This is a genomic window from Metasolibacillus sp. FSL H7-0170, assembly GCF_038593115.1.
Classification (GTDB): Bacteria; Bacillota; Bacilli; order Bacillales_A; family Planococcaceae; genus Metasolibacillus; species Metasolibacillus fluoroglycofenilyticus.
The window spans coordinates 1021508-1046965 of the sequence record NZ_CP151964.1 but is presented as its reverse complement, the minus strand read 5'-3'; the positions used below and the strand labels follow the sequence as shown (position 1 = coordinate 1046965).

Genomic DNA, 25458 nt, shown 5'->3' with positions numbered 1-25458 from the left:
TGATTGTCCATCATTCACTATTTTTAATATTAGGAGGAATTTTAGCTATGAAAGCAACAGAAATTCGACGCTTATTTTTAGAGTTTTTTAAAGAAAAAGGGCATCATCATGAGCCATCAGCGCCTCTTGTGCCTATTAATGACCCGACATTATTATGGATTAACTCGGGTGTAGCGACATTAAAGCCGTATTTTGATGGTCGTATTATTCCAGAAAACCCACGTATTACAAATGCCCAAAAGTCAATTCGCACAAATGATATTGAAAATGTCGGTAAAACAGCGCGTCATCATACGTTTTTTGAAATGCTAGGGAACTTCTCGATTGGTGATTATTTCAAAAAAGAATCGATTCATTATGCTTGGGAGTTTTTAACGGATAAAAAATGGATGGGCTTTGACCCTGAGCTTCTGTCTATTACAGTGCATCCAGAGGATGAAGAAGCTTATAATGTTTGGCGTAATGAAATTGGCATTCCAGAGGAGCGCATCATTCGTTTAGAGGGCAACTTCTGGGATATCGGGGAAGGCCCATCTGGTCCGAACTCTGAAATTTTCTATGACCGTGGTGAAGCATATGGTGTTAACACGCCAGAGGAAGAAATGTATCCGGGTGGGGAAAATGAGCGTTATTTAGAGGTTTGGAACCTTGTATTTTCTCAATTTAACCATAATCCAGACCATACGTATACACCATTACCAAAGCAAAACATTGATACCGGGATGGGCTTAGAGCGTATCGTTTCAGTGGTCCAAAATGTACCAACAAACTTCGATACAGATTTATTTATGCCGATTATCGAAAAAATCGAGGAATTTGCAAACCGCTCGTATAAACGTCCGCATGAAGTAAATTTAAGTGAGATTTTTGGTTCACAGGAAGATATTAATACACCATTTAAAGTAATTGCAGACCATATTCGTACAGTTGCCTTCGCTATCGGCGATGGTGCATTACCATCGAATGAGGGACGCGGCTATGTATTACGACGTTTATTGCGTCGCGCTGTGCGTTATGCAAAGCAAATCGGTATTGAAAAGCCATTTATGTTTGAGCTCGTGCCGACAGTTGGAGCAATTATGCATGACTTTTACCCAGAAGTACAAGATAAGCAAGAATTTATTCAACGCGTTATTAAAAATGAGGAGGTACGCTTCCACGAAACATTGGATGGCGGCTTAGCTATTTTTAATGAAGTAGTCGCAACACAAAAAGCAGCGGGAGAAACATTTATTCCTGGTGCTGACGCATTCCGGCTATATGATACGTATGGCTTCCCGATTGAGCTAACAGAGGAATATGCGGAAGAGGTAGGAATGACTGTTGACGATAAAGGCTTTGAAGTAGCGATGGAGGAGCAACGTGAGCGCGCACGTGCAGCACGCCAAGATGTTGACTCAATGCAAGTGCAAAATGAAGTATTAGCAAATTTAACAGCGCCAAGTCAATTTATCGGCTTTGATACATTAACAGCAGAGACAAAGGTGACAGCGATTGTGATAGATGGTCAAACAGCAAACGTTGCATCAGAAGGTCAAGAAGCGTTAGTAATGCTTGCTGAAACACCATTTTATGCAGAAATGGGTGGTCAAATTGCGGACCATGGCTCTATTTCTAATGATAATTTTACAGCTTTCGTTAAAGATGTGCAGAAAGCACCTAACGGACAGCCATTACACACAATTATTGTGGAATCTGGTGAGCTACATCTAGATGATGCAGTACACGCGGCAGTAAACCGCGCAGAGCGCAATTTAACAATTAAAAACCATACGGCGACACATATTATGCATCGTGCATTAAAGGATATTTTAGGTGAGCATGTTAACCAAGCGGGTTCTTATGTAGGTCCAGACCGCCTACGCTTCGATTTTTCTCATTTCGGGCAAGTGACGAAGGAAGAGCTGGCACAAATTGAGCGCAAAGTAAATGAAATTGTTTGGGATGATATTGCGGTAGTCATTGCTGAAATGTCGATTGATGATGCAAAAGCAATGGGAGCAATGGCTTTATTCGGTGAGAAATACGGCGAGGTTGTACGCGTTGTATCTGTAGGAGATTATTCAATTGAGCTATGTGGTGGTATTCACGTGCAACGTACTTCAGAAATTGGCTTCTTTAAAATACTTTCTGAGGGCGGTATTGGGGCAGGTACAAGACGTATTGAGGCTGTCACAGGGAAGGGTGCTTATTTCGCTACGAAGGAAGAGGAAGCTGTTTTAGTAGAGGCGGCAGCACAATTTAAAGCAAATCCAAAGGATTTAGTAGCGCGCGTAACAGGTCTGCAAGCTGATTATAAAGAATTGCAGCGTGAAAACGAATCGTTGTCACAAAAAATAGCGAACGCACAAGCTGGTGCAATTTTAGATGCGGCACAAAAAGTGGGCGATGTAACAGTTTTAGCGACAAAGGTAGATGCAAAAGACAATAATCAATTGCGTCAAATGATGGACGATTTGAAATCGAAAATGGAAAAGGCAGTCATTGTTTTAGGGGCTGTTGACGGTGAAAAAGTCATGCTTTGTGCGGGGGTAACGAAAGATTTAGTAGGTGGAAGCTACCATGCTGGAAATATCGTAAAACTTGTTGCGGAGGCTTGTGGTGGTAAAGGTGGCGGTCGTCCAGATATGGCTATGGCTGGCGCGAAAGACGGCTCAAAACTTGAACAAGCGTTAGATTCTGTGTATGATTATGTAAAAGGCATTTAATTTTTCCTGTGGGCATCTGCATGCTCTCTGAAAGAAATGAATGCCTCCGGCGGATATCATAGATTTTCAGAGTGAGTTTGGGAAAATCTAGATTAGAGTTAGTCGAGGCGTAATTGAACTTGTATTTATAATCAAGTATAATGAAGAAAAAGTGGAGATGGGCAAAATCCATCTCCTTACTTTCTGAAAGCGGGGTGCTGGTCTTGAGTTCGTTTGATCAAACAATGAAATTTAATTTTCCAGAAGAATCAATGGAACAAGAAGTAAAGCAAGTGATGTTAAAAGTATACGCATCATTAGAAGAAAAAGGCTATAATCCAACAAATCAAATTGTTGGTTATTTGTTATCTGGTGATCCGGCATACATCCCTCGCCACCAGGACGCACGAAATTTAATCCGTAAGCTTGAGCGAGATGAGATTTTAGAGGAACTCGTGAAATTTTACATTAGGAAGAATAATGAGGCGACAAAATGAGAATTATGGGATTAGACGTCGGCACAAAAACTGTCGGCGTCGCAATTAGCGATGCGCTTGGCTGGACAGCACAGGGGATTGAAACGGTAAAAATTGATGAGGAGCAAGGCCAATTTGGTCTTGAACGCATTAAAGAGCTTGTAAAGGAATATGCTGTAACGGAGTTCGTTGTTGGCTATCCGAAAAACATGAATAATACTGTTGGTCCACGAGGCGAGGCTAGTGAGAGGTACAAAGCGCTTCTAGAGGAAGTCTTTGCATTCCCCGTCACATTATGGGACGAACGCTTGACAACAATGGCTGCGGAGCGCATGTTAATCGAAGCGGATGTCAGCCGTAAAAAGCGTAAGCAAGTGATTGATAAAATGGCAGCTGTCATGATTCTGCAAGGATACTTGGACAGTAAAGGGACTGTCTAAAGATCACTTCTTTGCTAAAGAAGCATCAAAAGTAAAATTTCTTTACTTTGATGTGTAAAATAATATTCATTTTGTATAATGAATAGATAATAAGAATGAGGCTATGCCTAAATAACATGAAGAGGTGACTGGTAATGGAACAAGAACAACGTCATATTACAATCATTGATGAAAATGGTAATGAACAACTTTGCGAAGTGTTACACACATTTGATTCAGAAGAATTCGGTAAATCGTACGTTTTATATTCTTTAGTAGGTGCAGAAGAGGATGATGAAGGGCAAGTTGAAATTTTTGCGTCATCATTTACACCATCTGAAAACGGTGAAGATGGCGAGTTAGAGCCAATCGAAACAGAAGCTGAATGGGATTTAATTGAAGACGTATTAAATGCATTAGAGGATGAGTTCGACGACGAGGAATAGCAGTCAGTCACTTCATGGATAGCAGGGGAGGCGGTATGCCAACTCTGCTTTCTTTTTGAGCATTAAAGCAAGGCTAATAATCTAGTTTTGACAGGCTGTTGCCACCTTTTTAAGTTAGATGTTGGAATCTACAGTCGATTAATACGGAATAAAGGAGGAAATGATAATGGACGAACAGTTTTTTAAATTATTGAATGATGCTGGTGAGGAAGTGGTGTGCCGTGTCATCTTTACATTTGATGCAGAAGAGCATTCATATGTGCTTTATACAATTGAAGGTGAAGATGATGGTGAAATTTCGGCACTGCGCTGCGAATTAAATGATGCTGGTGAAGTAAGTGATTTTGCTCCACTTGAAACAGAAGCTGAATGGGAAATGGTACAGGAAGTGTTAAACACACTAGTTGATGAATTTTCGGAGGATCAAGCGAACTATATGACATTAACAAATGAGGACGGCGAGGATATTTATTGCCGCATTCTACATCGTTTCGATGTAGAAGGGAAAGCCTATTTATTTTACGCAGTTGATGAAGAAGGAGAAGAGCCTTCTGAAGTATTTGCTTCTGCCTATATCGCAGGTGAGAATGGTGAAGTGACAGAGCTATTACCAATTGAATCGGAGGCTGAATGGGCAATGATTGAAAAAGTACTTGCTTCATTGGCAGAGGTTGCGGAATAAAGAAAGAGATAAGGGGGCGTCTGAAAAGACATTTTGAGATGCCCCTTTTGTGACTACTGGAAAAAGTAAGCAAATATTTAATATGGAAGATGGGGCTGTGGGAAAAGGTATATCCTTTTCCTACAGCCCTAATTTTATGTTAAAGTATTTTAAAATGTAGTGGGTTTCAGTAGCCTTGAAATATGTCCAAAAAGGTAAAATTACTTATTTCGTCATTAACATCTGTTCATACATGTAAAGGAAGCGTTTGAAGACTTGTTAAAAAAGTGAACACCTTTCTAAAGGAAGCGATATGTTAAAAGCAGCCTCCTATTTCAGTTGTCACCTTTTGTATTATCTTGTATGATATGAAAGAGAAATTAAAGTGAAACTTCAATCAGTGGGGGATCATCCCTCACTGATTATTAGCTTTCACCAATCGGGTTTTTACAGGCAGTTTATCAGATGCTTAAAATTTGCTAGCGATATACAAAAGAAATGCTCCTGCGGTCACTCATCGCAGAGCAAATTACTGCCTGTTAATACGGGATAAGGGGGTTGACCCGTGGATAATGAATCAAAAAAGCAACAAATGTTTAACAGCATGAAACGCAAGAAAAAAGAAGTAAAAATTGTTCGCCGTATCGTGATGATTATTACTTTAATTGCACTTATCGTAATCGGAGTAGGTGGCTACTCTGGCTATAAATATGTAAACTCTGCGTTGCAGCCAGTTGATCCAAATGCAACTGCTGAAATTGCGGTTGAAATTCCGATGGGCTCTGGTGTTACATTAATTTCAAAAACACTAGAAAAAAATGGAATTATAAAAAATGCACAAATTTTTAAATACTATGCGAAATTTAAAAATGAATCACAGTTCCAAGCTGGTAATTACAAGCTAACAAAGGCTATGACATTAGATGAAATTATTGAAAGCTTGAAAACAGGGAAAGTTTATCGCGAGCCAGTATTTACGATGACGATTCCAGAAGGTTTAACCTTGGAGCAAATTGCAACGGTCATAGAAAAAAATACAAATTTCACTGCACAGCAATTTATGGATAAAGTTACAGACGCTACTTATATTGAGAGCTTAATCGGATTATATCCAAACTTACTAACAGAAGATATTTATAATGAAAATATTCGCTATGCGCTAGAAGGCTATTTATATCCTGCGACATATCCATTTTATGAGGAACAGCCTTCGCTTGCAGTTATTATTGATACGATGCTGAAGGCGACGAATGATATTGTCATGGAGTATCGCTCTATTATAGAAGAGAAAGAAATGACGATACATGAGCTATTGACATTTGCTTCACTGTTGGAGGAAGAGGCTACTGCACAAACCGACCGTGAAACAATTGCGAGTGTTTTTTACAATCGTTTAGCAATTGATATGCCATTGCAAACAGACCCAACTGTCTTGTATTCACTCGGCTCGCATAAGGATCGCGTGTTATACGAGGATTTAGAGGTAGACAACCCTTACAATACGTATAAGAATAAAGGTTTACCACCAGGACCAATTGCTGGAGCAGGTAAAGTCTCAATTGAAGCGGCATTGAACCCATCTCAGACGGATTATTTATACTTTTTAGCCGATAAAGATGGGGTAAATCATTTTGCGAAAACATATGAGGAGCATTTAGCGAATATTGAGCAGTATTTACGCTAAGATGAGGGGCTGTAGAAAGAGTAAAGTATCCTTTAATAATTTAGACTATATAGTCAAATGAGAATAGGAAAACATTATTCGCATTCTTTCGCCATTCGTGCTATCATAGATGTTGTTTTTTAAAGAATATATTGAAATACTAATAAGGCTGTCCGAAAAGTCGTGGAATATGGATTTTTCGGACACCCTTCTATTCATATGGAGTTACATGATAGGCGACAGGCGTAAACACATCGTTTCGCTTTTTCTTTTTGTTAAAAGGACGCCTGTCTAAAAGGAGTATAAACAAATGGAACTATCAGATACGTATATTGCATCTTTTATACAGCCGCGTAATGTGCTACTACAGGAGATGGAGAAGTTTGCTCAGGAGCATCATGTTCCAATTATGCAGCTTATTGGCATTGATGCATTAAATCAATTGCTACGTATTCAAAACCCAGCAAAAATTTTAGAAATCGGTACAGCTATTGGTTATTCGGCGATTCGAATGGCACTTGCTTTACCGAATAGCCATATTACGACAATTGAACGTGATGTTGAGCGAGTACAGCACGCTCGTAATTTTATTGCTCGTTCAGAAGTAGCAGAGCGTATTAAAGTTATTGAGGGGGATGCGTTAGAAGTAGATGTTGCTTCGTTAGCCTCACCGTTCGATGCTGTATTTATTGATGCGGCAAAGGGGCAATATCAAAAGTTTTTTGAAAAATATTCTCCACTTGTACCATCAGGTGGTGTACTTTACATTGATAATATGTACATGCATGGCTTATCAGATTTAGAGATGAAGGAAGTACCAAGAAGAAAGCGAACGATGATTCGCAATTTACACAGCTTTACTAATTGGATTTTACAGCACCCAGATTATACAAGTGCGTTTTTCCCGATTGGTGATGGTCTATTAATTTGTTTGAAGAGGTGAACAAGGTGAAAAAACCTGAATTATTAGTAACGCCGCAATCAATTATGCATATTAAAGCATTAATCGAGGCAGGTGCGGATGCATTTGTGATTGGTGAGCAACAGTTTGGCTTACGATTGGCTGGAGAGTTTCCCGTAGCCGAAGTGGAAGAGGCGACAAAAATCATTCACGCTGCAGGTAAAAAAGTGTATGTGTCAGTCAATGCGCTATTCCATAATGACCGCATCGAGGCATTAGAGGCGTATTTACAAGAAATGCAGCGTATCGGTGTAGATGCTCTATTATTTGGAGACCCAGCTGTCGTTATGGTTGTGCGAGAGTTAAATATTACGATACCTTTACATTGGAGCCCTGAAACAATTGCGACAAACTGGTTCCAAGTGAATTATTGGGGAGAGCGTGGTGCGAAGCGAGCTGTTCTAGCACGCGAGCTTTCGCTAGATGAAGTAGTTGAAATTAAGGAAAATACGACGCATGAAATTGAAGTGCAAGTACATGGAATGACATGCATGTTCCAATCGAAACGAAAGCTGCTAGGCAATTACTTCCTATACCGAAATGAAGTAATGGCAATTGAAAATCGTAAAGATAGTAAAAATATGTTTTTACATGATAAAGAGCGTAAAAATAAATATCCGATTTATGAAGATATAAATGGCACTCATATTTTTTCGCCAAACGATATGTGTATTATTGATGAATTAACGGAGCTTTTTGAAGCGGGTATTGATTCATTAAAATTTGATGGGATATTGCAAAGTTTCGACTATGTTGTAACAGTAACGAATTTATACCGTCAAGCAATTGATGCCTATTTCGAGCAGGGTGAAGAGGCATATGAAGATTTGAAGGACGAGCTTCTAGCGAAAATTGAGGAAATTCAGCCAGAGCTACGCCCATTAGATACAGGCTTTATTTATAAAGAAACAGTATATTAAGAAAGGGGAGCTTATGTCATGCTGCAGTTAATTCAAAATGATAGAATAAGCGAAATAATCGATGGCAAACGTGTCATTACAAAAAAGCCAGAGCTATTGGCCCCTGCTGGTAGTCTAGAAAAATTAAAAGTTGCGGTTCATTATGGAGCAGATGCAGTATTTATCGGCGGTCAGGAGTTTGGTTTACGCTCAAATGCGGGCAATTTTTCAATTGAGGAAATGGCTGAAGGTGTCCGCTTCGCAAATAAATATGGTGCTGTTGTTTACGTTACAACAAATATTTTTGCACATAATGAAAATATGAATGGACTTGAAGAGTATTTGCAGGCAATTGAAGGGGTTGGTGTGCGCGGTATTATCGTAGCAGACCCACTAATTATTGAAACTTGTCGTCGTGTTGCACCAAAGTTAGAAATTCATCTTTCTACACAGCAATCACTATCCAACTGGAAGGCGGTCAAGTACTGGAAGGATGAAGGTCTACATCGCGTCGTATTAGCGCGCGAGGTTGGGGCAATTGAAATGCAAAAGATGAAGGAAGAAGTCGATATTGAAATCGAAGCCTTCGTACATGGGGCAATGTGCATAGCTTATTCAGGTCGCTGTACACTGTCTAACCATATGACCGCACGTGATTCTAACCGCGGGGGATGCTGTCAGTCTTGTCGTTGGGATTATGATTTATATGAGCAAGTAGATGGTGAGGAACAGCCGTTATTTAAAGATGGCGAAGCACCGTTTGCGATGAGTCCGAAAGATTTGAAATTAATCGAATCTATTCCGCATATGGTTGAGCTAGGCATTGATTCATTAAAAATTGAAGGGCGGATGAAATCAATTCACTATGTGGCGACAGTTGTGTCGGTATATCGTAAAGTGATTGACGCCTATTGTGCAGACCCAGAAAACTTTGAAATAAAAAAAGAATGGCTGGAGGAACTATCCCGCTGTGCCAATCGTGCAGCTGCTTCTTCATTCTTTGAAGGGGAGCCTAGCTATAAGCAGCAAATGTTTGGTTTCCATGCAGGCAAAGTGAAATGGGATTTTGCAGGGCTTGTGCTTGATTATGATAAAGAGACAGAAATGGTGACGATGGAGCAACGCAATTATTTCAAGCCAGGAGATACGGTTGAATTTTTTGGTCCAAATATTGAGACATTCCAAATGACAGTTGGACAAATTTGGGATGAGGATGGCAATGAATTAGATGTTGCACGTCATCCACTACAAATTTTAAAATTCAAAGTGGATCGTCCATTAACAAAACTAAATATGATGCGCAAGGAGAATGACTAGATGGCAAAGCGACCTGTAGTTATTGGTATTGCTGGTGGCTCTTGTTCAGGGAAAACAAGTGTTACACGTGCCATTTATGAAGTTTTTAAAGACCATTCTGTTGTAGTAATAGAGCAGGATTATTATTATAAAGATCAAAGTCATATGACGTTTGAGGAGCGTTTGCAAACGAATTATGACCATCCTTTAGCGTTTGACACAGAGCTTTTAATTGAACACACGAATATGCTTCTAGAGCGTCAGCCAATTAATAAACCAGTTTATGATTATGTTGAGCATACACGTGCGAGCGAAGTGATTTGTGTCGAGCCAAAGGATGTTATTATTGTTGAAGGTATTTTAGTGCTTGAGGATGAGCGTTTACGTGACTTAATGGACATTAAATTATTTGTTGATACGGATGCTGATTTACGCATTATTCGTCGAATGCAGCGCGATATTAAGGAGCGTGGTCGTACAGCTGATTCCGTTATCGAACAATATTTAACAGCAGTGCGCCCAATGCACAATATGTTTATCGAACCGACGAAGCGCTATGCAGATGTCATTATTCCAGAAGGTGGGGATAATGGGGTTGCAATTGATTTAATGGTAACAAAAATCAAAACAATTCTTGAAACTGAATCAAATGTATAATATGATAGGGAAGTATTTACATTTAAAGATGCAGTTTCACTGTATTGCAATAGAGAAAAAACAGTTTAAACCGTAAATTTCAGATTAATTACGCCGAGGCTAACTTTTGTTCAAACTTTCTACTTAAAGTAAGTGAGGGAAGTCATTTTAAAATCTGTGACATCCGCCAAGTCGAGATAACTAACTGAAAATATGGTAGATACAAATAGAATGGGCGGGCAGCTTCTAATGGAGCCCGCTCATTCATACATTTACTAGCAACATACTTTATCTAAAATACAACAGGTGGCGTAAAGCCCGTTAAAATAAGAGGAACACCATCTAAAAGAGCGAAAATGATGAAGAAACTCTAATAGATGTGGCTTTAGGTTAACTTTCCCCATTAAGCTTGAGAAAATGTGGACGACATGTAATTGATTAAAGTATGATTTCTAAAAAGTAAACGATTGCATAAAATATGAAAAAAACAAATGTACAGTTTTAGAACAATGGAGGAATGAGTATTATGTCAAATGAAAAACAATACCCAATGACTTTAGCGGGGAAAGCTAAATTAGAGGAAGAATTAGAGCACTTAAAAACAGTAAAGCGTAAAGAGGTAGTAGAGCGCATTAAAATTGCTCGTAGCTTCGGTGATTTATCTGAAAACTCAGAGTATGATTCAGCAAAAGAAGAGCAGGGCTTTGTTGAAGGCCGTATCTCAACAATTGAATCAATGTTACGCAATGCTTTAATTATTACAGAGGACGAGTCAGCAGCAAGCGACACAGTCACTTTAGGAAAAACAGTGACGTTCGACGAATTAATCGACGGGAAGCGTGCTGATTTTGAAGAATCATATACAATTGTAGGTTCAGCTGAGGCAGACCCGTTAGAGGGGCTTATTTCAAACGATTCACCAATTGCCAAAGCATTAATGGGGCACCGAGTGGGCGACAAAGTAAAATTAACAACTCCAGGTGGAGATATGGAAGTAGAAATTTTAAAAATTGGCTAATTGATTGAGCAAGATTTTCATAGCTATTTGAAGGCAGTTCAGCAGCTTGTTTTAAAATAAATACGGAATAGAAAGTCCGAAAAGTAATGACTACTTTTTGGGCTTTTTCATACATATTCGTGCAACATTCTGGTGGATTGTTTATTAGCATCGGAACTTTGTTTACAAGTAGCGCGTCATGCTATCATAAGTAAAGAGGCGAAAATGACAGCTAAACATAAAGGAGCGAAATGTATGGCAGATTATGAACAAAATAACTATTCCCGTTCACAACGTCGTCAACAAAAGAATAATAGTATGAATCGTTTACTAAACTATTTAATTGCGCTCGTTATCGTATTAATAGGTATCGCGAGCTATATTATTTTTTTCACAGGCGACGATCAAGCGGCTGAGCAAGAGCCAAATGAACAGCAAACAGATGAACATGCAAATGATGTAAATACAAATGATAGAAATGAGCAAGATACGGATGCGAATGACGTTTCTCAAAATCAATCAGATGATTTTAATGAGAGTAGTGCATCACATGAAACGGATGATTCGAATTTATCAAACGATTCGCAGCAAACAGGGCATTCTTCAGAAGATTCTACACAAGAAAATATAGCAATGCCATCTACGGACCCACTTGTAGATGAAGTGATAGTTAATCCTAATTGGCAGCCAACAAAAACGGCGCAAACAGAGCCGCATACGTCTGTTTTTAAAGAGGGGCATATCGATTATGAGGAAAAGTTAGCGACTGTTTTTGCAGCTACATCGCTATCAGCGGATGATAGTATTGTTTGGAATTTTAAAAATAATGGAAGTGCAAATACAGCAATCGCAGTTGTTTCTTCAGCCGACAAAACAGAGAAATACCGTGTAAGTATTGAATGGGTTGCAAATGAGGGCTGGAAGCCTGTAAAATTAGAAAAGCTTAACACAATTGAAGGGTCATGGTAAAAGGTGACTTATTGTAGGAGGAAACATAAATGAAAATTGCAGTTATTGGTGCAATGGAGCAGGAAGTAGAACTACTGCGCGCGGCACTAACGAATACTACTGTGACAACAATCGCAGGTTGTGAGTATACGGCAGGTACATATGAAGGAAAAGAAGTTGTACTATTAAAAAGTGGTATCGGAAAAGTGAATGCTGCAATGTCAACTACATTATTGCTACAGCAATTTAAACCGGATGTTGTTATTAATACAGGCTCCGCTGGTGGTTTTGATGCCACACTTGAAGTGGGGGCGGTTGTTATTTCGGATGAAGTGCGCCATCATGATGTCGATGTCACAGCTTTCGGCTATGAAATAGGGCAAATGGCAGGAATGCCCGCTGCCTTTCAGGCGGATGAACGTTTAGTAAATATTGCCAAGGAAGCAGTTGCTGAAGTGGGTGAGCATGCATCGGCAGTAGGGTTAATTTGCTCAGGAGATGTATTTATGCATAATCCGGCTCGCGTCGAACAAGTGCGTCAGCATTTCCCTCAAATGAAGGCGGTGGAAATGGAGGCAGCGGCTGTTGCACAAGTTTGTTATCAATTTGTAACTCCATTCGTTGTTATTCGAGCATTATCTGATATTGCTGGAAAAGAATCGAATATTACCTTTGATGAATTTTTACCAACTGCTGCTAAGCATTCGACAGAGGTCGTACTAAAGGCAATTACAAAGCTTTAGCTTTTTTACATGGGAAGTGTTAAAAAAGTCACAGTCAGACTATTGTTAAAAATGATACGATAAAGCTATAATAAATGACTAGTCGTGAGGAGAAGATATTTATGGTATTTATTGCGACAGCAGCAATTATGGCGACAGTAGTATTAATGCTTATTATTTCAGCAGATATACATGATAATGCTGCATAAAGAGAGCGTCCAAAAAGCCGTGCGGTTGCCGGCGTTTTGGACGCTTTTGCTAATGTTTGCTTATGAAAATAAAGAAGGTTTACTTTGAAAACGAGAAAAACAACAGCTTTTGAGGTATTTGCCATAAAGAAAAGAAAGCCTTTCTTTCAATGCGTTGCCAAAACAAACTTGCCGTATCAAACAGCCGATTCATTTAAAAACACGATGAGCGCTCAATAAACTTGCAACGGAGCTACTCAATTTAACTAAAAGGCAATACGGCTCACCTTAATGTTTTAAAAGCCTATCGCTTTTTAATGAGTGCTTCATTTTAAAAAGCATCACTGTTTGCGTCCAACAAGTCGGCAACTGTACAGCCTGTTAGACGCCATCCCTAATCTTTCTGATTATGTTTAAATTGCTGATAAAGTTTAATCAAGGCTCTTTTTTCAATGCGTGATACATAGCTTCTCGATATATTGAGTTTTTTTGCAATCTCCTTTTGCGTTAATGGCTCTTGGTGCTGCAATCCATAGCGATACGTAATAATTTCCAGTTCTCGTTCATCTAATGTATTTAAATAGGCGTACAGCTGCGCAAAGCGCTCCTGCTGCTCTAAAATATCGATTGCGGGCTGTTCATCTAACTGTAATAAGTCACGAATTTGTAATGATTGCCCTTCGTAGTCAACGCCAATGGATTCAAAAAGTGAAATATCCTTTTGAACCTTTTTTTGTGCGCGTAAATGCATTAGTATTTCATTTTCAATACATCTTGCCGCATATGTGGCGAGCCTTGTTTTTTTGTCAGGCGTATAACTAGCGACCGCCTTCATTAAACCGATTGTACCAATGGAAATATAATCATCGAGCTGTTCGTGAGGAGGATGGAATTTTTTAACGACATGTGCAACAAGTCGCATATTGCGCTCAATTAAATCAAGGCGCGCTTGTTCATCCCCAGCTAAATATTTTTCTAGTACTTCTGCTTCTTCTTCACGAGAAAATGGCTTAGAAAACGCCTGCCCCTTTAAATAGCCGAGCAATGAAGGGAATTCTAACCATAGTTGAATGAGCGAAAAAAATATACCGCTCAAAATGCTTCATCCTTCCGCCTTTTTAGCAGTATATGTCGATTTTTAGCACTTCATGAAAAGGATCGTCTGAAAATTCATTTTGAGATGCTCCTTTTGCGTCGAGGATGGTGGCATGGAATGCGACCACCGCAGAAGCACAATGTAGTGAAAATGTAATTGATAGGCTAGCGATATCCGAAGTGGTCTATTTGCATCGAATAATAAAAAGCAAAGGCTATCTGAAAAAGTAGTAACTTTTTCAGATAGCCTTTATGTTGTTAAACTTTTTTTAATGTAAATGTGCTAATCATTAACAACGCTAGTAATGGTGACACGATTAAATAAAAGACAGGTGAAAAAATTGGCACTAAGAAAAATGTAATCGTTAATAATGTGCCTGCTGCTGTAATCGGTAGTCCTACAAAGTAACCAGATGTTTCCGTGCAATTAAAGCGCGCTAAGCGGAAGGCGCCACATGTAATGTAAAAGACTGTGATAAACATACCTGGGAGACCAAAATTCGAGAAAATAATTTCATACATTAAAATTGCAGGTGCGACACCGAATGAAATGATATCTCCCATTGAATCGAGCTGTTTGCCAAGCGCGGATTCCTGATTGTATTTTCGAGCGACTTTACCGTCGTAACGATCTAAAAATGCTGCAATAAAAATAAATAGTACACTATAGTTATATGCTTCGTTTAACGATGCCATAATAGATGCACCACCAAACGATAAATTTAGAAGCGTAATTAAATTGGCAGCGTTCGATTTTATTTTCTTCACAGTTAAATCAACTTTTTGGAGAAGAAACATTAGAAACACTCCTTCGACTGAATATTTTTCTATTATACTGTTTTAAGCGCTAAAATGATAGAGCTTTAAAATATATCTACTTTTCTAATAAGCTGTTAAACTATATAATAGCATAGCATTATTTTGATGTATTCAACTAAATTACTTACTTCCCACTAAAAATAGGTAGTAAAGGCTTTCCAATACGCTAAGTTACGAGCGGGCTTTGGCGGATTGTTAGCTTCACTAATCGATTTTTACAGGTTTGTTATCTCTTACTCAAACAAGCCTGCTATATGGAATAAATGCAACGGAGGATTCATGATGAAAGAAAAAATTTATCAACAACTTATTGAATTGACGAATGGTCAGACAAGTTCTAGCATCTTAATGAAATTTGCAAAATCGGGCTATAGTAAAAATTTTATTCGAAGCTATAGTAAATTATACGATATTAATATAGAAGAAGTTTCAAAAAAAATGGAGCAATTTCAAAGCTTGCATGATTTTTTTACACGCGAGCTAAAAGTAGATGCTCGCCCAATCAATCAAGATGCCTCACTACTCGCTAGTCCTGTTGATGCAAAAATAGAGGCATTTGGAGAAATCAAGGAACAACTCATTTTAACAGTAAAGGAAAAGCCCTATTCGCTTGTGGATTTATTAGGTAATGAAGAGGCAGCGCGGCGCTACGATAAAGGACAATATATCGTGTTTTATCTAAGTCCAGCAGATTATCATCGCATGCACAGCCCTGTTGATGCCTATGTGGAGAAGCAATATGTTCTCGGTCGAAAATCATATCCCGTCAATCAAGTTGGCTTGCAATATGGTAAAAAGCCAATTAGCCATAATTATCGTATGGTAAGTGAGCTTGTCTATGGCAATGACGCACACGCCGCATTTATTAAAGTAGGTGCGACATTTGTCAATTCCATCGTTTTAACGAATACGACAAAGACATGGAAAAAGGGAGAAGAAGTCGGTTATTTCTCATTTGGTTCAACTGTTGTGATGCTGTTTGAAAATGCAACGATTTCTTTTCACGAAAATATCGTGCAAGGGCATGCGATTAGAATGGGAGAAGCCTTTGCAACTATGTTATAATAGCGAAAGAATATGTAGGGTTTCACAGCTTTAAAAAGCAATCTCAAGTTGTCGCATAAAACATTTTTTGTTATCCAAATAAAGTGAAACTTCAATCAGTGAGGGTTTTCCTCATCTCCACTGATTGTTGATAGAGGAACACAAGCTAAGACCTTCGCATCCTGCGAAAATGCTTGTGTGACCAACATCGTGTTGGCCTCAATCGGGCATTTGCGGGCAGTTGATTCTTAAGTCGATTTTCACTTAAGTCTTGAAGTAGGTGTCTTACTGCCCGTGAATGCTGGATAAAAAAGCATAGATGCTGTGAGAGAAGCAAATGGCTGTCTGGAAAGTGGTGCGTTAGCCTACTTTTTGGACAGCCCTTACATTCGCAATATATTTAAAGGAGTAAAGATATTGTATAATTTTTTATTACCAGATGCTTATGTGAATAGCGTGCATGAAATTACACCAGAAATCTTAAATGAGCTGGGCATTAAAGGGATTATTACCGACTTAGATAATACGCTTGTGGAGTGGAATCGAGCAGACGCGACGGAGGAAATAATGACATGGCTTGAGCAATTACAGGCTGCGGGTATTCGTGTTATTATCGTATCTAATAATAATGAAGAGCGCGTGCAGCATTTTGCTAAACCGCTCGGTATCCCTTATATCCATCGTGCTAGAAAACCGCTTGGTTCCGCATATTATGCGGGTCTATTACAGCTACGTTTACGCCGTAATGAGGTTGCGATGGTTGGAGATCAGCTATTGACGGATATTTTTGGTGGTAAACGTCAAAAGCTATATACATTTTTAGTGCGCCCAGTGGCTGAATCAGATGGGGTAGTTACATTATTTAATCGCTTTATTGAGCGTAGAATTTTTAATGATTTAAAACGTAAAGGAATTACAACTTGGGAGGAAAAATAATGGTCGAAATGCCACAATGCATAGGCTGTGGAGCAGTGATTCAAACAGAGCATAAAGATAAGCTAGGCTATGCCCCCGCCTCGTCTTTAGAAAAGGAGACAATTATTTGTCAGCGCTGCTTCCGCTTAAAAAACTATAATGAAATTCAGCCTGTTAACTTAACAGATGATGATTTCTTACGCATTTTAAACGGCTTAGGAGAGCAGCAAGGGCTCATCGTCAAAATTGTCGATATTTTTGATTTCAACGGTAGCTGGCTGCCTGGGCTTCATCGCTTCGTTGGTAAAAATCCAGTATTGCTCGTTGCAAACAAAGTGGATTTATTGCCAAAGTCGGTGAAACCGCAAAAGGTCATTAATTGGTTAAAGCGAGAGGCGAAGGCACTTGGCTTAAAGCCTGTTGATGTAATGCTTGTTTCTGCGCATAAAGGAAAAGGTATGGCAGAGGTTGTCGAGGCGATTGAATCGCACCGTGCAGGCAAGGATGTTTTCGTTGTCGGCTGTACGAATGTAGGAAAGTCAACCTTTATTAACCGTATTATTAAGCAGGCAACAGGTGAAGGAGAAGTCATTACAACCTCTCATTTCCCAGGTACAACATTAGATATGATTGAAATTCCGCTGGACGATGGTGCGGCGCTTTATGATACACCGGGCATTATAAATCATCATCAGATGGCGCATTATTTAGATGCTAGCGAATTGAAATATATTATGCCGAAAAAGGAAATTAAACCAAAGGTCTATCAGCAAAATGCTGGTCAAACATTATTTATTGGTGCGCTTGCTCGCTTTGATTTTATTAGAGGAGAGCGCTCTGCCTTTACTGTGCATGTAGCAAATGATTTACCAATTCATCGCACAAAGCTTGAAAAGGCTGATGATTTATATGCGGAGCACAAAGGAGAGCTATTAGCACCACCGACAAAAGAATTTATTGGGCAATTGCCTGAGCTTGTGCGTCATGAATTTTCAATTAAAGAAGCAAAAACGGATATCGTCTTTTCTGGGCTTGGCTGGATTACAGCACAACATGCCAATGTAGTTATAGCAGCATATGCCCCAAAAGGAGTGCAAGTATTTATTCGCCCGTCATTAATTTAACGTTAGAGGATGAGTAGAGATGAAGAAATGGTTTGCAGTAATTGGTGACCCGATTAGTCATTCAAAGTCACCAACAATGCACAATGCTTGGTATCATGAAATGAATGTCGATGCAGCATATATACCGATTCATGTGGAGGCTAGCCAGCTACAGCAAGCGGTTGCCTCGCTGAAGCAGTTAGGTGCATCGGGTTGGAATGTAACGATACCGCATAAAGAAGCAATAATTCCGCTATTAGATGAGCTAGATGAGCAAGCTGAAAAAATGGGCGCTGTTAATACGGTTGTAAAAACAGCTGAAGGGAAATATAAAGGCTATAATACGGACGGCGCAGGATTTGTTCGTTCATTAGAAGATGCCGTTAGTACAGCGCATAAAGAAAAAGAAATTTTGTTAATCGGTGCTGGTGGTGCTGCGAGAGGCATCGCCTTTGCACTATTTGCAGCAGGCTATAAGCAGATAACAATTGCGAATCGTACCATTGCTAAAGCAGAGTCGATTATAGAGCAGCTCGGCTGTGGTCAAGCGATTTCTTTAGAGCAGGCTGAGAATGAGCTACACGAGTATGCGATTTTTATTCAAACAACTCCTGCTGGCATGACAAGTGGCACACTTACATTACCTTTTTCCTTAGACAAGTTTCCACAAGGCGCTATTGCAGCTGATATTGTCTATAATCCGTTAATGACACCTTTTTTACAGGCTGCAAAGAGCAAAGGTGCAACGATTGTCAATGGATTGGGGATGTTTGTGCATCAAGGGGCGATTGCCTACAATTATTGGCTAGGGCATTATCCAAATACAGCGAATATGATGGCTGAATTAACAGCACAATTAAAATAAAATATGGAATTGGGGCAGTGAATTTAATATTTTTAACCCTTCAAAAAAACACAAACGCCCGATTCCACAGGAGGATTTATATATATATGTTAACTGGTAAACAAAAGCGCTTTTTACGTGCTGAGGCACATCATTTAGACCCGATTTTTCAAGTAGGGAAGGGCGGCGTCAATGATGCGATGCTTGCACAATTGCGCGATGTATTAGAAGTACGCGAGCTTATTAAAGTGCGTATTTTAGATAATTGTGAGGACGATAAACATGAAGTAGCTGAAGCGCTAGCACAAGGTACAAGAGCGGAGTTAGTTCAATTAATTGGCTTAACAGTTATTTTGTATAAGGAATCGCGTCAAAATAAAAAAATTATATTACCGAAGGCGACAAAAAAGTAAGGTGAGTAGTTAATGAAACGAGTGGGAATTTTAGGGGGCACATTCAATCCACCACATAACGGTCATTTGCTAATGGCGAATGAAGCTTTTCATGCGTTAAAGTTAGATGAGGTGCGCTTTATGCCGAATGCCATACCGCCACATAAAGAGGTACAGCTACTTGCAACAGATGAGCAGCGAATACAAATGCTTCAATTAGCAATTTCAGATGTACCTTATTTCAAGGTAGAGAAGAGCGAGCTGGAAAGTGGCGGCATATCCTATACGTATAATACAATGCACTTATTGCAGGAGCGCGAGCCTAATACGCGGTTTTATTTTATTATAGGTGGCGATATGATTGACAGCTTGCATACATGGTATCATATTGAGGAGCTTGTCACTTTTGTACAATTTGTAGGGATTAAACGACCAGGAACAGAAGCAACAACAACGTATCCAGTACAATTACTAGAGACACCTGAAATGAATTTGTCTTCTACAGTTATTCGCCAGCGCTGTCAAAATGATGGGCCATTAAAGTATATTGTACCAGAGGCAGTAGAGGCATATATTCGAAAGGAAGGTCTTTATGGAGCGCGAAAAACTACTTGATGCAATAAAACCACGTATGCCAAAAAAACGTTATATTCATACAATTGGTGTAATGGAAACTGCGATTCAGCTAGCGAAGCGTTATAATGAAGATGCAAAAAAAGCAGAAGTAGCAGCGATTTTACATGATGTTGTAAAATATGCTGATGAGGAATGGATGAGAGAAATTGTTCGTACACATCAGCTAGGAAATGAATTGATTGCTTGGGGCACTGAAATTTTACATGGACCTGTCGGTGCGTGGATAGCGCAAACGGAATTTCAAATTGCAGATGCAACGATTTTAAATGCCATTCGCTACCATACAACAGGGCGCGCGAATATGACGAAGTTAGAAAAAATACTTTTTATAGCAGATATGATTGAGCCAAATCGCAAGTTTCCGGGTGTTGATGATTTACGTAAAATCGCACAGAAAGATTTAACAATCGCGATGCGTACATGTATTCATCATTCAGTGGCACATTTAATAAAGATGGAATTGGCGATTTATCCACAATCAATCGAATGCTATAACTACTATATAAGAGAGGATTAAATAATTAATGAATGAAACATTATTACAATTAGCATATAAAGCGGCAGATGATAAACATGCGGAGGATATTGTTGTATTAAATATGCACAGCATTTCCTTACTGGCGGATTATTTTATTATTTGCCACGGTAATTCAGATCGCCAAGTGCAGGCGATTGCACGTGAGCTTCAAGAAAAGGCACACGAGAATGGCTTTGAAGTGAAGCGCGTTGAAGGCTTTGATACAGCTCGCTGGATTTTAGTTGATATAGGCGATGTTGTTGTTCATATATTCCATAAAGATGAGCGTGCCTATTATAATTTAGAGCGCCTATGGGGAGATGCACCTCAATTGGACGCACCTGAACTGTAATGGCTAGCTACGAACGATTTGCGCAGGTTTATGATGCATTAATGACAGATATCCCATATGACGAATATGTAGAGTGGATAAAAGCCTATGCACCACAAGCCAAATACCCAACTCTATTAGACATTGGCTGTGGCACAGGTGTGCTTGCGGCGCTATTAGATGAGGCTGGCTATCAAGTAAGCGGTATCGATTTGTCTGAGGAGATGCTGATGGTAGCTAGCGCACGATTTGCAGCAGCGAATAAATCAATTCCATTAATCTCGATGTCGATGGAGCAACTAGAAGGCTTTCATGAGCTAGATATCGCTATTATCCCAATAGATTCGATAAATTATTTGCGTGAGGAGCAGGCTGTTATTGAAACATTGCAGCGTATTTATGATAGCTTGCGCCAAGGTGGACAATTGTTTTTCGATGTCCACTCGCTTTATAAAATGGATGAAATTTTTCTAGAAAGCCCGTTCACTTATGATGATGGAGAAATTACTTATGTTTGGCATACAGAGCAAGGAAAAGAGCCGCATTCGATTTATCATTACATGACTTTTTTTGCAGAGGCGACTGAGGGCTTATATGAACGCTTTGATGAGGAGCACTACCAACGCACATTTGCCCCAGAAAAGTACGAAGCATGGCTTTATGTAGCCGGCTTTAGCGAGGTGCATATAACAGCCGACTGGTCGACTGAACAGCCTGAGGAGGAAAGCGAGCGCATTTTTATTCGCGCGATAAAATAGGTAAGGTGCTATTTAATTTCTTTCAGCGGGTGTCCAAACCACCCGCTGATAAAGAGAATCCCCCGACATACTGGGTGACCAATATCGTGTTGACATATGCCTCCGGCGGACGTCACAGCTTGGAAAAATCCGAGCGTAACTGATAAAGTTATTTAGCTTGATTTAGCAGAAATCCTACACTTCTATAAAGTGGTGAGAGGAATGCTCTATTTCAGTGGCTGGACAAGCAGCATCATATTGATTCGGATAGGAGAGATTTTCTTCGCATGCTGGTTCGAGGTGAAATTGCTTATGATGTTTGCAAAGCTATTTTAGACAGCCTCGCCTTTTTACATAAAATAAAAGGGCTTTTCATCATTGGTAAAATCTTGTATAGTGAGGGTAGCTCCATATGAATTTACCTCCTTCTTAGAGAGGTGTGGTATGCAACGATACCTTCAAAAATACGGTAAAAGGGTGCTACTCCCCAGTGCTCTTATCATTGGACTCCTCTATTTTTTTCTTCAACAAAACCATTCAGCAACAGTAGAAATCATTCCTGCGACTGTGCAGCTCGAACAAGCTAGCGAAAATGATTTGGAAGAGGTAATAAGCGTTTTAGCCGTAGTTGTCGATGTAAAAGGGCAAGTTAAATTTCCTGGCGTATACGAATTAACGGAAGAACATCGCATTATTGATGCCATTCAATTAGCCGGTGGTTATACGGAGCAAGCAGACACGAAAATGATTAATCATGCCCAGCGCCTACAGGATGAAATGGTGATTTATGTGCCTTTTCAAGGAGAAGAGATGGCAGAAATAAATTTTGTTTCACATCCAAATGGTCAAAACAAAACCCCGACAAAGGTAAATATTAATACTGCAGATGAAGCATTGCTAATGACTATACCCGGCATTGGGCCAGCTAAGGCACAGGCGATTATTAGCTATCGCAATGAAGCTGGGAAATTTCAAATGATTGATGATATAAAAAAAGTGTCTGGTATTGGCGAAAAATCCTTTGAGCGAATAAAAGATTTAATTAAAGTGAACTAATTCTACAACCCCGTTGCGCCAATTACACGAAAAGACTAAACTAAAGTTAAGAAATTTTGGAGGTTGTCATATGGAGCGTATTACGTGGGATCAATTTTTCATGGCACAAAGCCATTTATTAGCATTAAGAAGCACATGTACAAGGCTTGCGGTTGGCGCCACAATCGTAAGGGAAAAACGCATTATTGCAGGTGGCTATAACGGCTCCATTTCCGGAGACGAACATTGCATTGAGAAAGGTTGCTATGTTGTTGACAATCATTGTGTGCGTACAGTACATGCCGAAACGAATGCTTTATTGCAATGTGCTAAATATGGTACACCTGCGAATGGAGCAGATTTGTATGTAACCCATTTTCCATGTCTGCCTTGTACAAAAACGATTATTCAAGCAGGTATAAAAAATGTTTATTATGCAAAGGATTATAAAAATAATCCCTATGCATTAGAGTTATTAGCGAAAGCCGATGTCAATGTCAAGCATATTCCATTCGACGAAGCAAAAATTGACTTTTTGCAGGAGGAAAAATTGCAACTATTATTGACGATGCTTGAAAAATTGCGTAGTTACGGTGCTTCTCAAGAGGAATTGCATCCTTTAGAAGAGAAGGTGAATGCGCTTTTTGGTCAATTACTTAAAAAATAAATGGTTATACTATGCCATAGTAGTTCTCATTGCAGTAGGTGCAGCATTTGAGTCACTATGGCTTTTTTTATGGCTAGCTGTGCTTTTTGCTTTTTGTAAATATAAGCGACTACCACACATGCATTTAATGTGGTTAACAATTGTTTGTGTTGCTGTTTATTGCTATACAATCTGGCAAATAAATAAGTTAGATAAGCCCTTCGAAATGCCTATAACGCTTAGTTGGACAGGCGACTATAAAATTGATGGTGCATCATTGCGCGGCTTCATGAAGGCAGATAATGGGCGGAAGTTTTATGTGCATTATGAAATGAATAACGAGCAGGAAAAGAAATATTATAGCGAATATTCCTTAGCAGGTCAAAGTTTTCTAGTAAAGGGGGAATTAGTAATTCCTGAAATGCCAGCACATCCTTATAGCTTTGCTATGACTGAGTATTTAAAGGGTAAGCATGCGCGCGGGGTTTTAGAAATTTCCTCTATGGGCATTATTGAAAAGGAGCATTTTATCACAAGCCTTTTAGCCCAACAACGCTTTCAAATGCTGCATCATATAGAAAAAAGTTTTCCTGCGAATCTTGTTGCAGAAGCGCAAGCTTTATTAATCGGCTCGCAGGAGCAAGTTGATGTCGAATTGAATAGGGCTTATCAAAAGCTTGGCATTACACATTTATTTGCCATTTCTGGGTTGCATGTCGCGCTCCTTTCCAAGCTATTTTTTGAGACGCTTTTACGTATGCGCATTCGCAAGGAGCTAGCGACGCTTTTACTATTAATTCTTTTACCTACCTATGCAATAGTGGCAGGTGGAGCACCTTCTATTTGGAGAGCTGTTCTTGTCGTGGAAATTGTTATGTTAGCGCGCTATTTTAAATGGCGACTGTCTGCTTTGGACGCAATGGCAATTAGCTTTATTGTTTTTGTTATTTGGCAGCCTGCTGTCTTGTATCAAATTGGCTTTCAATTATCTTATTTGGCAGCGCTTAGTTTAATTTTATCATCAAAGCTACTAGCAGCCTTGCAAGGTATACTCGCCCAAACATTTATGATGACATGCGTATGTCAAGTGCTTGTTTATCCATTGTTATTACTGCATTTTTATGAAATTAGCTTATCCTCTTTTATCGCCAATGTTGTGTTTGTCCCTTTATTTTCTTTCGTGATTTTACCGCTGAATTTATTATTTCTGTTATTGACCTATATATGTAAGCCGCTTGCGGAAATGGCGTTTTTCTTGTATGAGCCGTGTCGTTTGCTGTTAACGGAGTTTATTCTTTTTGTACAGAGCATCCCTTATCAAATGTGGGTTGCTGGCAAGCCCACAACAATTGTTCTGTTATTGCTATTTAGCAGTTCCTGCATAGCGTTGTATTTTTTACAACGACAAAAATGGCATCTTGCTATCGCAGTGCTTATTGTACCAGCGTTTATTGTGCAACTGCTCCCTTATACAAATAAGCAATTGCTCATTTCCTTTGTTGATGTGGGACAAGGTGACTGTATTGTGATTGAGTTGCCTTATCGCAGGGCAGTCTATGTTATAGATACAGGCGGCTTGCTACGCTTTGAGCAAGAGGAGTGGAAGCGGCGTCATAATAAATATGAGGTGGGACGTCAAATTGTTGTGCCATTTTTAAAAGGCAAAGGAATCGGAAAAATCGATAAATTAATTTTGAGTCATGCCGATGCCGACCATGTAGAAGGTGCTGAAGAAATATTGCGTGAAATAGCAGTACGTGAAGTACATGTATCGCCTCGTTCGTTAGAAAAGGCTGTTATGTTTGATTTTTTACGAGAGGCAGAGAAACAGAAATTAATCATCCGAGAACAACTGGTAGGTGATGCTTGGGAAACAGAAAATATCCAATTTCGCTATTTATGGCCAAAAGATATTGAATACGAGGGCAATAATGATTCGCTCGTCTTATTAATGGAAGCAGATGCACTAAAAGTATTATTAATGGGTGATTTAGAGCGCGAAGGAGAAATAGCGCTGCTACAAACCGCTTATGAGGACATTCGCGATGTCAGTATATTAAAGCTTGGGCATCACGGGAGTAAAACATCAAGTATTGATGAATTTGTTGAGGCAACGAATCCACAGTTAGCCATCATTATGGCTGGGAAAAACAATCGCTATAACCATCCGCATCTCGAAGTAGTTGCACGTTTACAGAACAACAATATTTTTTATTTAGTAACAGGCGAAGTAGGAACGATAACCGTCAAATGGGATGGTAATAAGCTAACATATGAGACAATGGCAATGCATTTTGAATGACGAGACAGGTATCTAAAAGACGAAAGCATCATGAGATACAAAT

General features: G+C 39.4%; 27 protein-coding genes. 25 read left to right on the top strand and 2 right to left on the bottom strand.

Annotated elements, in window-relative coordinates; translation table 11 throughout:
• The first annotated feature begins 47 nt into the window (after positions 1–47).
• The 13 genes from alaS to mtnN all read left to right on the top strand — a co-directional run bounded on the left by alaS (position 48) and on the right by mtnN (position 12832).
• The gene (alaS, locus tag MHH70_RS05025) at positions 48–2708 is read left to right on the top strand and encodes an alanine--tRNA ligase (protein WP_066171436.1); all 2661 of its coding nucleotides are present in this window, start codon (positions 48–50) and stop codon (positions 2706–2708) included.
• A gap of 203 nt (positions 2709–2911) precedes the next feature.
• Positions 2912–3184: an IreB family regulatory phosphoprotein gene (locus MHH70_RS05020; protein ID WP_066171433.1), complete on the top strand. Its 273-nt coding sequence runs from the start codon at positions 2912–2914 to the stop codon at positions 3182–3184.
• Positions 3181–3603, top strand: a complete 423-nt coding sequence (gene ruvX / locus MHH70_RS05015) for a Holliday junction resolvase RuvX (RefSeq protein WP_107942446.1) — start codon at positions 3181–3183, stop codon at positions 3601–3603. The genes MHH70_RS05020 and ruvX overlap by 4 nt, the downstream gene beginning before the upstream one ends.
• 134 nt (positions 3604–3737) lie before the next feature.
• A complete protein-coding gene (locus MHH70_RS05010) occupies positions 3738–4028 on the top strand; it encodes a DUF1292 domain-containing protein (protein WP_066171427.1) in 291 nt (96 codons plus the stop codon).
• Positions 4029–4194: 166 nt separating this feature from the next.
• Entirely contained in the window at positions 4195–4710 is a 516-nt protein-coding gene (locus tag MHH70_RS05005) for a DUF1292 domain-containing protein (RefSeq protein WP_066171424.1), read from the top strand.
• Between the two features lie 544 nt (positions 4711–5254).
• On the top strand, positions 5255–6373 hold the full coding sequence (gene mltG / locus MHH70_RS05000) for an endolytic transglycosylase MltG (protein WP_066171421.1): 1119 nt from the start codon (positions 5255–5257) through the stop codon (positions 6371–6373).
• Positions 6374–6662: 289 nt separating this feature from the next.
• Positions 6663–7295 (top strand): O-methyltransferase, encoded by a 633-nt coding sequence (locus MHH70_RS04995; protein ID WP_107942447.1) that lies wholly within the window; start codon positions 6663–6665, stop codon positions 7293–7295.
• Between the two features lie 5 nt (positions 7296–7300).
• Positions 7301–8233 carry a peptidase U32 family protein gene (locus tag MHH70_RS04990; RefSeq protein ID WP_107942448.1) on the top strand — a complete coding sequence of 311 codons (933 nt, stop codon included), beginning with the start codon at positions 7301–7303 and terminating at the stop codon, positions 8231–8233.
• An 18-nt stretch (positions 8234–8251) separates the two neighbouring features.
• Positions 8252–9529, top strand: a complete 1278-nt coding sequence (locus MHH70_RS04985) for a U32 family peptidase (RefSeq protein WP_342472709.1) — start codon at positions 8252–8254, stop codon at positions 9527–9529.
• Positions 9530–10165 (top strand): uridine kinase, encoded by a 636-nt coding sequence (gene udk, locus MHH70_RS04980; protein ID WP_107942450.1) that lies wholly within the window; start codon positions 9530–9532, stop codon positions 10163–10165.
• Positions 10166–10670: 505 nt separating this feature from the next.
• Positions 10671–11162 (top strand): transcription elongation factor GreA, encoded by a 492-nt coding sequence (greA, locus tag MHH70_RS04975; protein ID WP_066171405.1) that lies wholly within the window; start codon positions 10671–10673, stop codon positions 11160–11162.
• A gap of 204 nt (positions 11163–11366) precedes the next feature.
• Complete coding sequence (locus tag MHH70_RS04970) at positions 11367–12110, top strand: YrrS family protein (RefSeq protein ID WP_342472708.1); 744 nt, start codon at positions 11367–11369, stop codon at positions 12108–12110.
• Positions 12111–12139: 29 nt separating this feature from the next.
• A complete protein-coding gene (gene mtnN / locus MHH70_RS04965; RefSeq protein ID WP_342472707.1) occupies positions 12140–12832 on the top strand; it encodes a 5'-methylthioadenosine/S-adenosylhomocysteine nucleosidase in 693 nt (230 codons plus the stop codon).
• A gap of 561 nt (positions 12833–13393) precedes the next feature.
• On the opposite strand, the gene sigK is transcribed toward mtnN, so the two are convergent.
• Positions 13394–14095 (bottom strand): RNA polymerase sporulation sigma factor SigK, encoded by a 702-nt coding sequence (gene sigK / locus MHH70_RS04960; RefSeq protein WP_042478132.1) that lies wholly within the window; start codon positions 14093–14095, stop codon positions 13394–13396.
• A gap of 257 nt (positions 14096–14352) precedes the next feature.
• The gene (gene pssA, locus MHH70_RS04955; RefSeq protein ID WP_066171399.1) at positions 14353–14892 is read right to left on the bottom strand and encodes a CDP-diacylglycerol--serine O-phosphatidyltransferase; all 540 of its coding nucleotides are present in this window, start codon (positions 14890–14892) and stop codon (positions 14353–14355) included.
• A gap of 303 nt (positions 14893–15195) precedes the next feature.
• Between pssA and MHH70_RS04950 the strand changes: the two genes are divergently transcribed.
• The 12 genes from MHH70_RS04950 (at position 15196) to MHH70_RS04895 (ending at position 25415) form a co-directional block, all read left to right on the top strand.
• Entirely contained in the window at positions 15196–15978 is a 783-nt protein-coding gene (locus MHH70_RS04950) for a phosphatidylserine decarboxylase (protein ID WP_066171395.1), read from the top strand.
• Between the two features lie 396 nt (positions 15979–16374).
• Positions 16375–16893 (top strand): YqeG family HAD IIIA-type phosphatase, encoded by a 519-nt coding sequence (locus tag MHH70_RS04945; protein ID WP_066171392.1) that lies wholly within the window; start codon positions 16375–16377, stop codon positions 16891–16893.
• Positions 16893–17996: a ribosome biogenesis GTPase YqeH gene (yqeH, locus tag MHH70_RS04940; protein WP_342472706.1), complete on the top strand. Its 1104-nt coding sequence runs from the start codon at positions 16893–16895 to the stop codon at positions 17994–17996. Before MHH70_RS04945 ends, yqeH begins: the two co-directional genes overlap by 1 nt.
• Before the next feature lie 19 nt (positions 17997–18015).
• A complete protein-coding gene (gene aroE, locus MHH70_RS04935; RefSeq protein ID WP_107942452.1) occupies positions 18016–18840 on the top strand; it encodes a shikimate dehydrogenase in 825 nt (274 codons plus the stop codon).
• 86 nt (positions 18841–18926) lie between these two features.
• A complete protein-coding gene (gene yhbY, locus MHH70_RS04930; protein WP_342472705.1) occupies positions 18927–19232 on the top strand; it encodes a ribosome assembly RNA-binding protein YhbY in 306 nt (101 codons plus the stop codon).
• A 12-nt stretch (positions 19233–19244) separates the two neighbouring features.
• A complete protein-coding gene (locus MHH70_RS04925) occupies positions 19245–19826 on the top strand; it encodes a nicotinate-nucleotide adenylyltransferase (protein WP_342472704.1) in 582 nt (193 codons plus the stop codon).
• A complete protein-coding gene (gene yqeK, locus MHH70_RS04920; protein ID WP_342472703.1) occupies positions 19804–20364 on the top strand; it encodes a bis(5'-nucleosyl)-tetraphosphatase (symmetrical) YqeK in 561 nt (186 codons plus the stop codon). The genes MHH70_RS04925 and yqeK overlap by 23 nt, the downstream gene beginning before the upstream one ends.
• A gap of 7 nt (positions 20365–20371) precedes the next feature.
• Positions 20372–20716 (top strand): ribosome silencing factor, encoded by a 345-nt coding sequence (gene rsfS / locus MHH70_RS04915; RefSeq protein ID WP_066171375.1) that lies wholly within the window; start codon positions 20372–20374, stop codon positions 20714–20716.
• The gene (locus MHH70_RS04910) at positions 20716–21453 is read left to right on the top strand and encodes a class I SAM-dependent methyltransferase (protein WP_107942455.1); all 738 of its coding nucleotides are present in this window, start codon (positions 20716–20718) and stop codon (positions 21451–21453) included. Before rsfS ends, MHH70_RS04910 begins: the two co-directional genes overlap by 1 nt.
• 423 nt (positions 21454–21876) lie before the next feature.
• Positions 21877–22488, top strand: a complete 612-nt coding sequence (locus MHH70_RS04905; RefSeq protein ID WP_342472702.1) for a helix-hairpin-helix domain-containing protein — start codon at positions 21877–21879, stop codon at positions 22486–22488.
• A gap of 70 nt (positions 22489–22558) precedes the next feature.
• A complete protein-coding gene (locus tag MHH70_RS04900) occupies positions 22559–23134 on the top strand; it encodes a ComE operon protein 2 (RefSeq protein ID WP_066171365.1) in 576 nt (191 codons plus the stop codon).
• Positions 23103–25415, top strand: a complete 2313-nt coding sequence (locus MHH70_RS04895) for a DNA internalization-related competence protein ComEC/Rec2 (protein ID WP_342472701.1) — start codon at positions 23103–23105, stop codon at positions 25413–25415. Before MHH70_RS04900 ends, MHH70_RS04895 begins: the two co-directional genes overlap by 32 nt.
• Positions 25416–25458: the final 43 nt, after the last annotated feature.

Bases quoted from the DNA above. Each gene is read 5' to 3' on its own strand.
- alaS (WP_066171436.1), top strand. From the start codon at position 48: ATGAAAGCAACAGAAATTCGACGCTTATTTTTAGAGTTTTTTAAAGAA.
- ruvX (WP_107942446.1), top strand. From the start codon at position 3,181: ATGAGAATTATGGGATTAGACGTCGGCACAAAAACTGTCGGCGTCGCA.
- MHH70_RS05010 (WP_066171427.1), top strand. From the start codon at position 3,738: ATGGAACAAGAACAACGTCATATTACAATCATTGATGAAAATGGTAAT.
- MHH70_RS05005 (WP_066171424.1), top strand. From the start codon at position 4,195: ATGGACGAACAGTTTTTTAAATTATTGAATGATGCTGGTGAGGAAGTG.
- MHH70_RS04995 (WP_107942447.1), top strand. From the start codon at position 6,663: ATGGAACTATCAGATACGTATATTGCATCTTTTATACAGCCGCGTAAT.
- MHH70_RS04985 (WP_342472709.1), top strand. From the start codon at position 8,252: ATGCTGCAGTTAATTCAAAATGATAGAATAAGCGAAATAATCGATGGC.
- udk (WP_107942450.1), top strand. From the start codon at position 9,530: ATGGCAAAGCGACCTGTAGTTATTGGTATTGCTGGTGGCTCTTGTTCA.
- greA (WP_066171405.1), top strand. From the start codon at position 10,671: ATGTCAAATGAAAAACAATACCCAATGACTTTAGCGGGGAAAGCTAAA.
- MHH70_RS04970 (WP_342472708.1), top strand. From the start codon at position 11,367: ATGACAGCTAAACATAAAGGAGCGAAATGTATGGCAGATTATGAACAA.
- mtnN (WP_342472707.1), top strand. From the start codon at position 12,140: ATGAAAATTGCAGTTATTGGTGCAATGGAGCAGGAAGTAGAACTACTG.
- pssA (WP_066171399.1), bottom strand. From the start codon at position 14,892: ATGTTTCTTCTCCAAAAAGTTGATTTAACTGTGAAGAAAATAAAATCG.
- MHH70_RS04950 (WP_066171395.1), top strand. From the start codon at position 15,196: ATGAAAGAAAAAATTTATCAACAACTTATTGAATTGACGAATGGTCAG.
- yqeH (WP_342472706.1), top strand. From the start codon at position 16,893: ATGGTCGAAATGCCACAATGCATAGGCTGTGGAGCAGTGATTCAAACA.
- aroE (WP_107942452.1), top strand. From the start codon at position 18,016: ATGAAGAAATGGTTTGCAGTAATTGGTGACCCGATTAGTCATTCAAAG.
- yhbY (WP_342472705.1), top strand. From the start codon at position 18,927: ATGTTAACTGGTAAACAAAAGCGCTTTTTACGTGCTGAGGCACATCAT.
- MHH70_RS04925 (WP_342472704.1), top strand. From the start codon at position 19,245: ATGAAACGAGTGGGAATTTTAGGGGGCACATTCAATCCACCACATAAC.
- yqeK (WP_342472703.1), top strand. From the start codon at position 19,804: ATGGAGCGCGAAAAACTACTTGATGCAATAAAACCACGTATGCCAAAA.
- rsfS (WP_066171375.1), top strand. From the start codon at position 20,372: ATGAATGAAACATTATTACAATTAGCATATAAAGCGGCAGATGATAAA.
- MHH70_RS04910 (WP_107942455.1), top strand. From the start codon at position 20,716: ATGGCTAGCTACGAACGATTTGCGCAGGTTTATGATGCATTAATGACA.
- MHH70_RS04905 (WP_342472702.1), top strand. From the start codon at position 21,877: ATGCAACGATACCTTCAAAAATACGGTAAAAGGGTGCTACTCCCCAGT.
- MHH70_RS04900 (WP_066171365.1), top strand. From the start codon at position 22,559: ATGGAGCGTATTACGTGGGATCAATTTTTCATGGCACAAAGCCATTTA.
- MHH70_RS04895 (WP_342472701.1), top strand. From the start codon at position 23,103: ATGCGCTTTTTGGTCAATTACTTAAAAAATAAATGGTTATACTATGCC.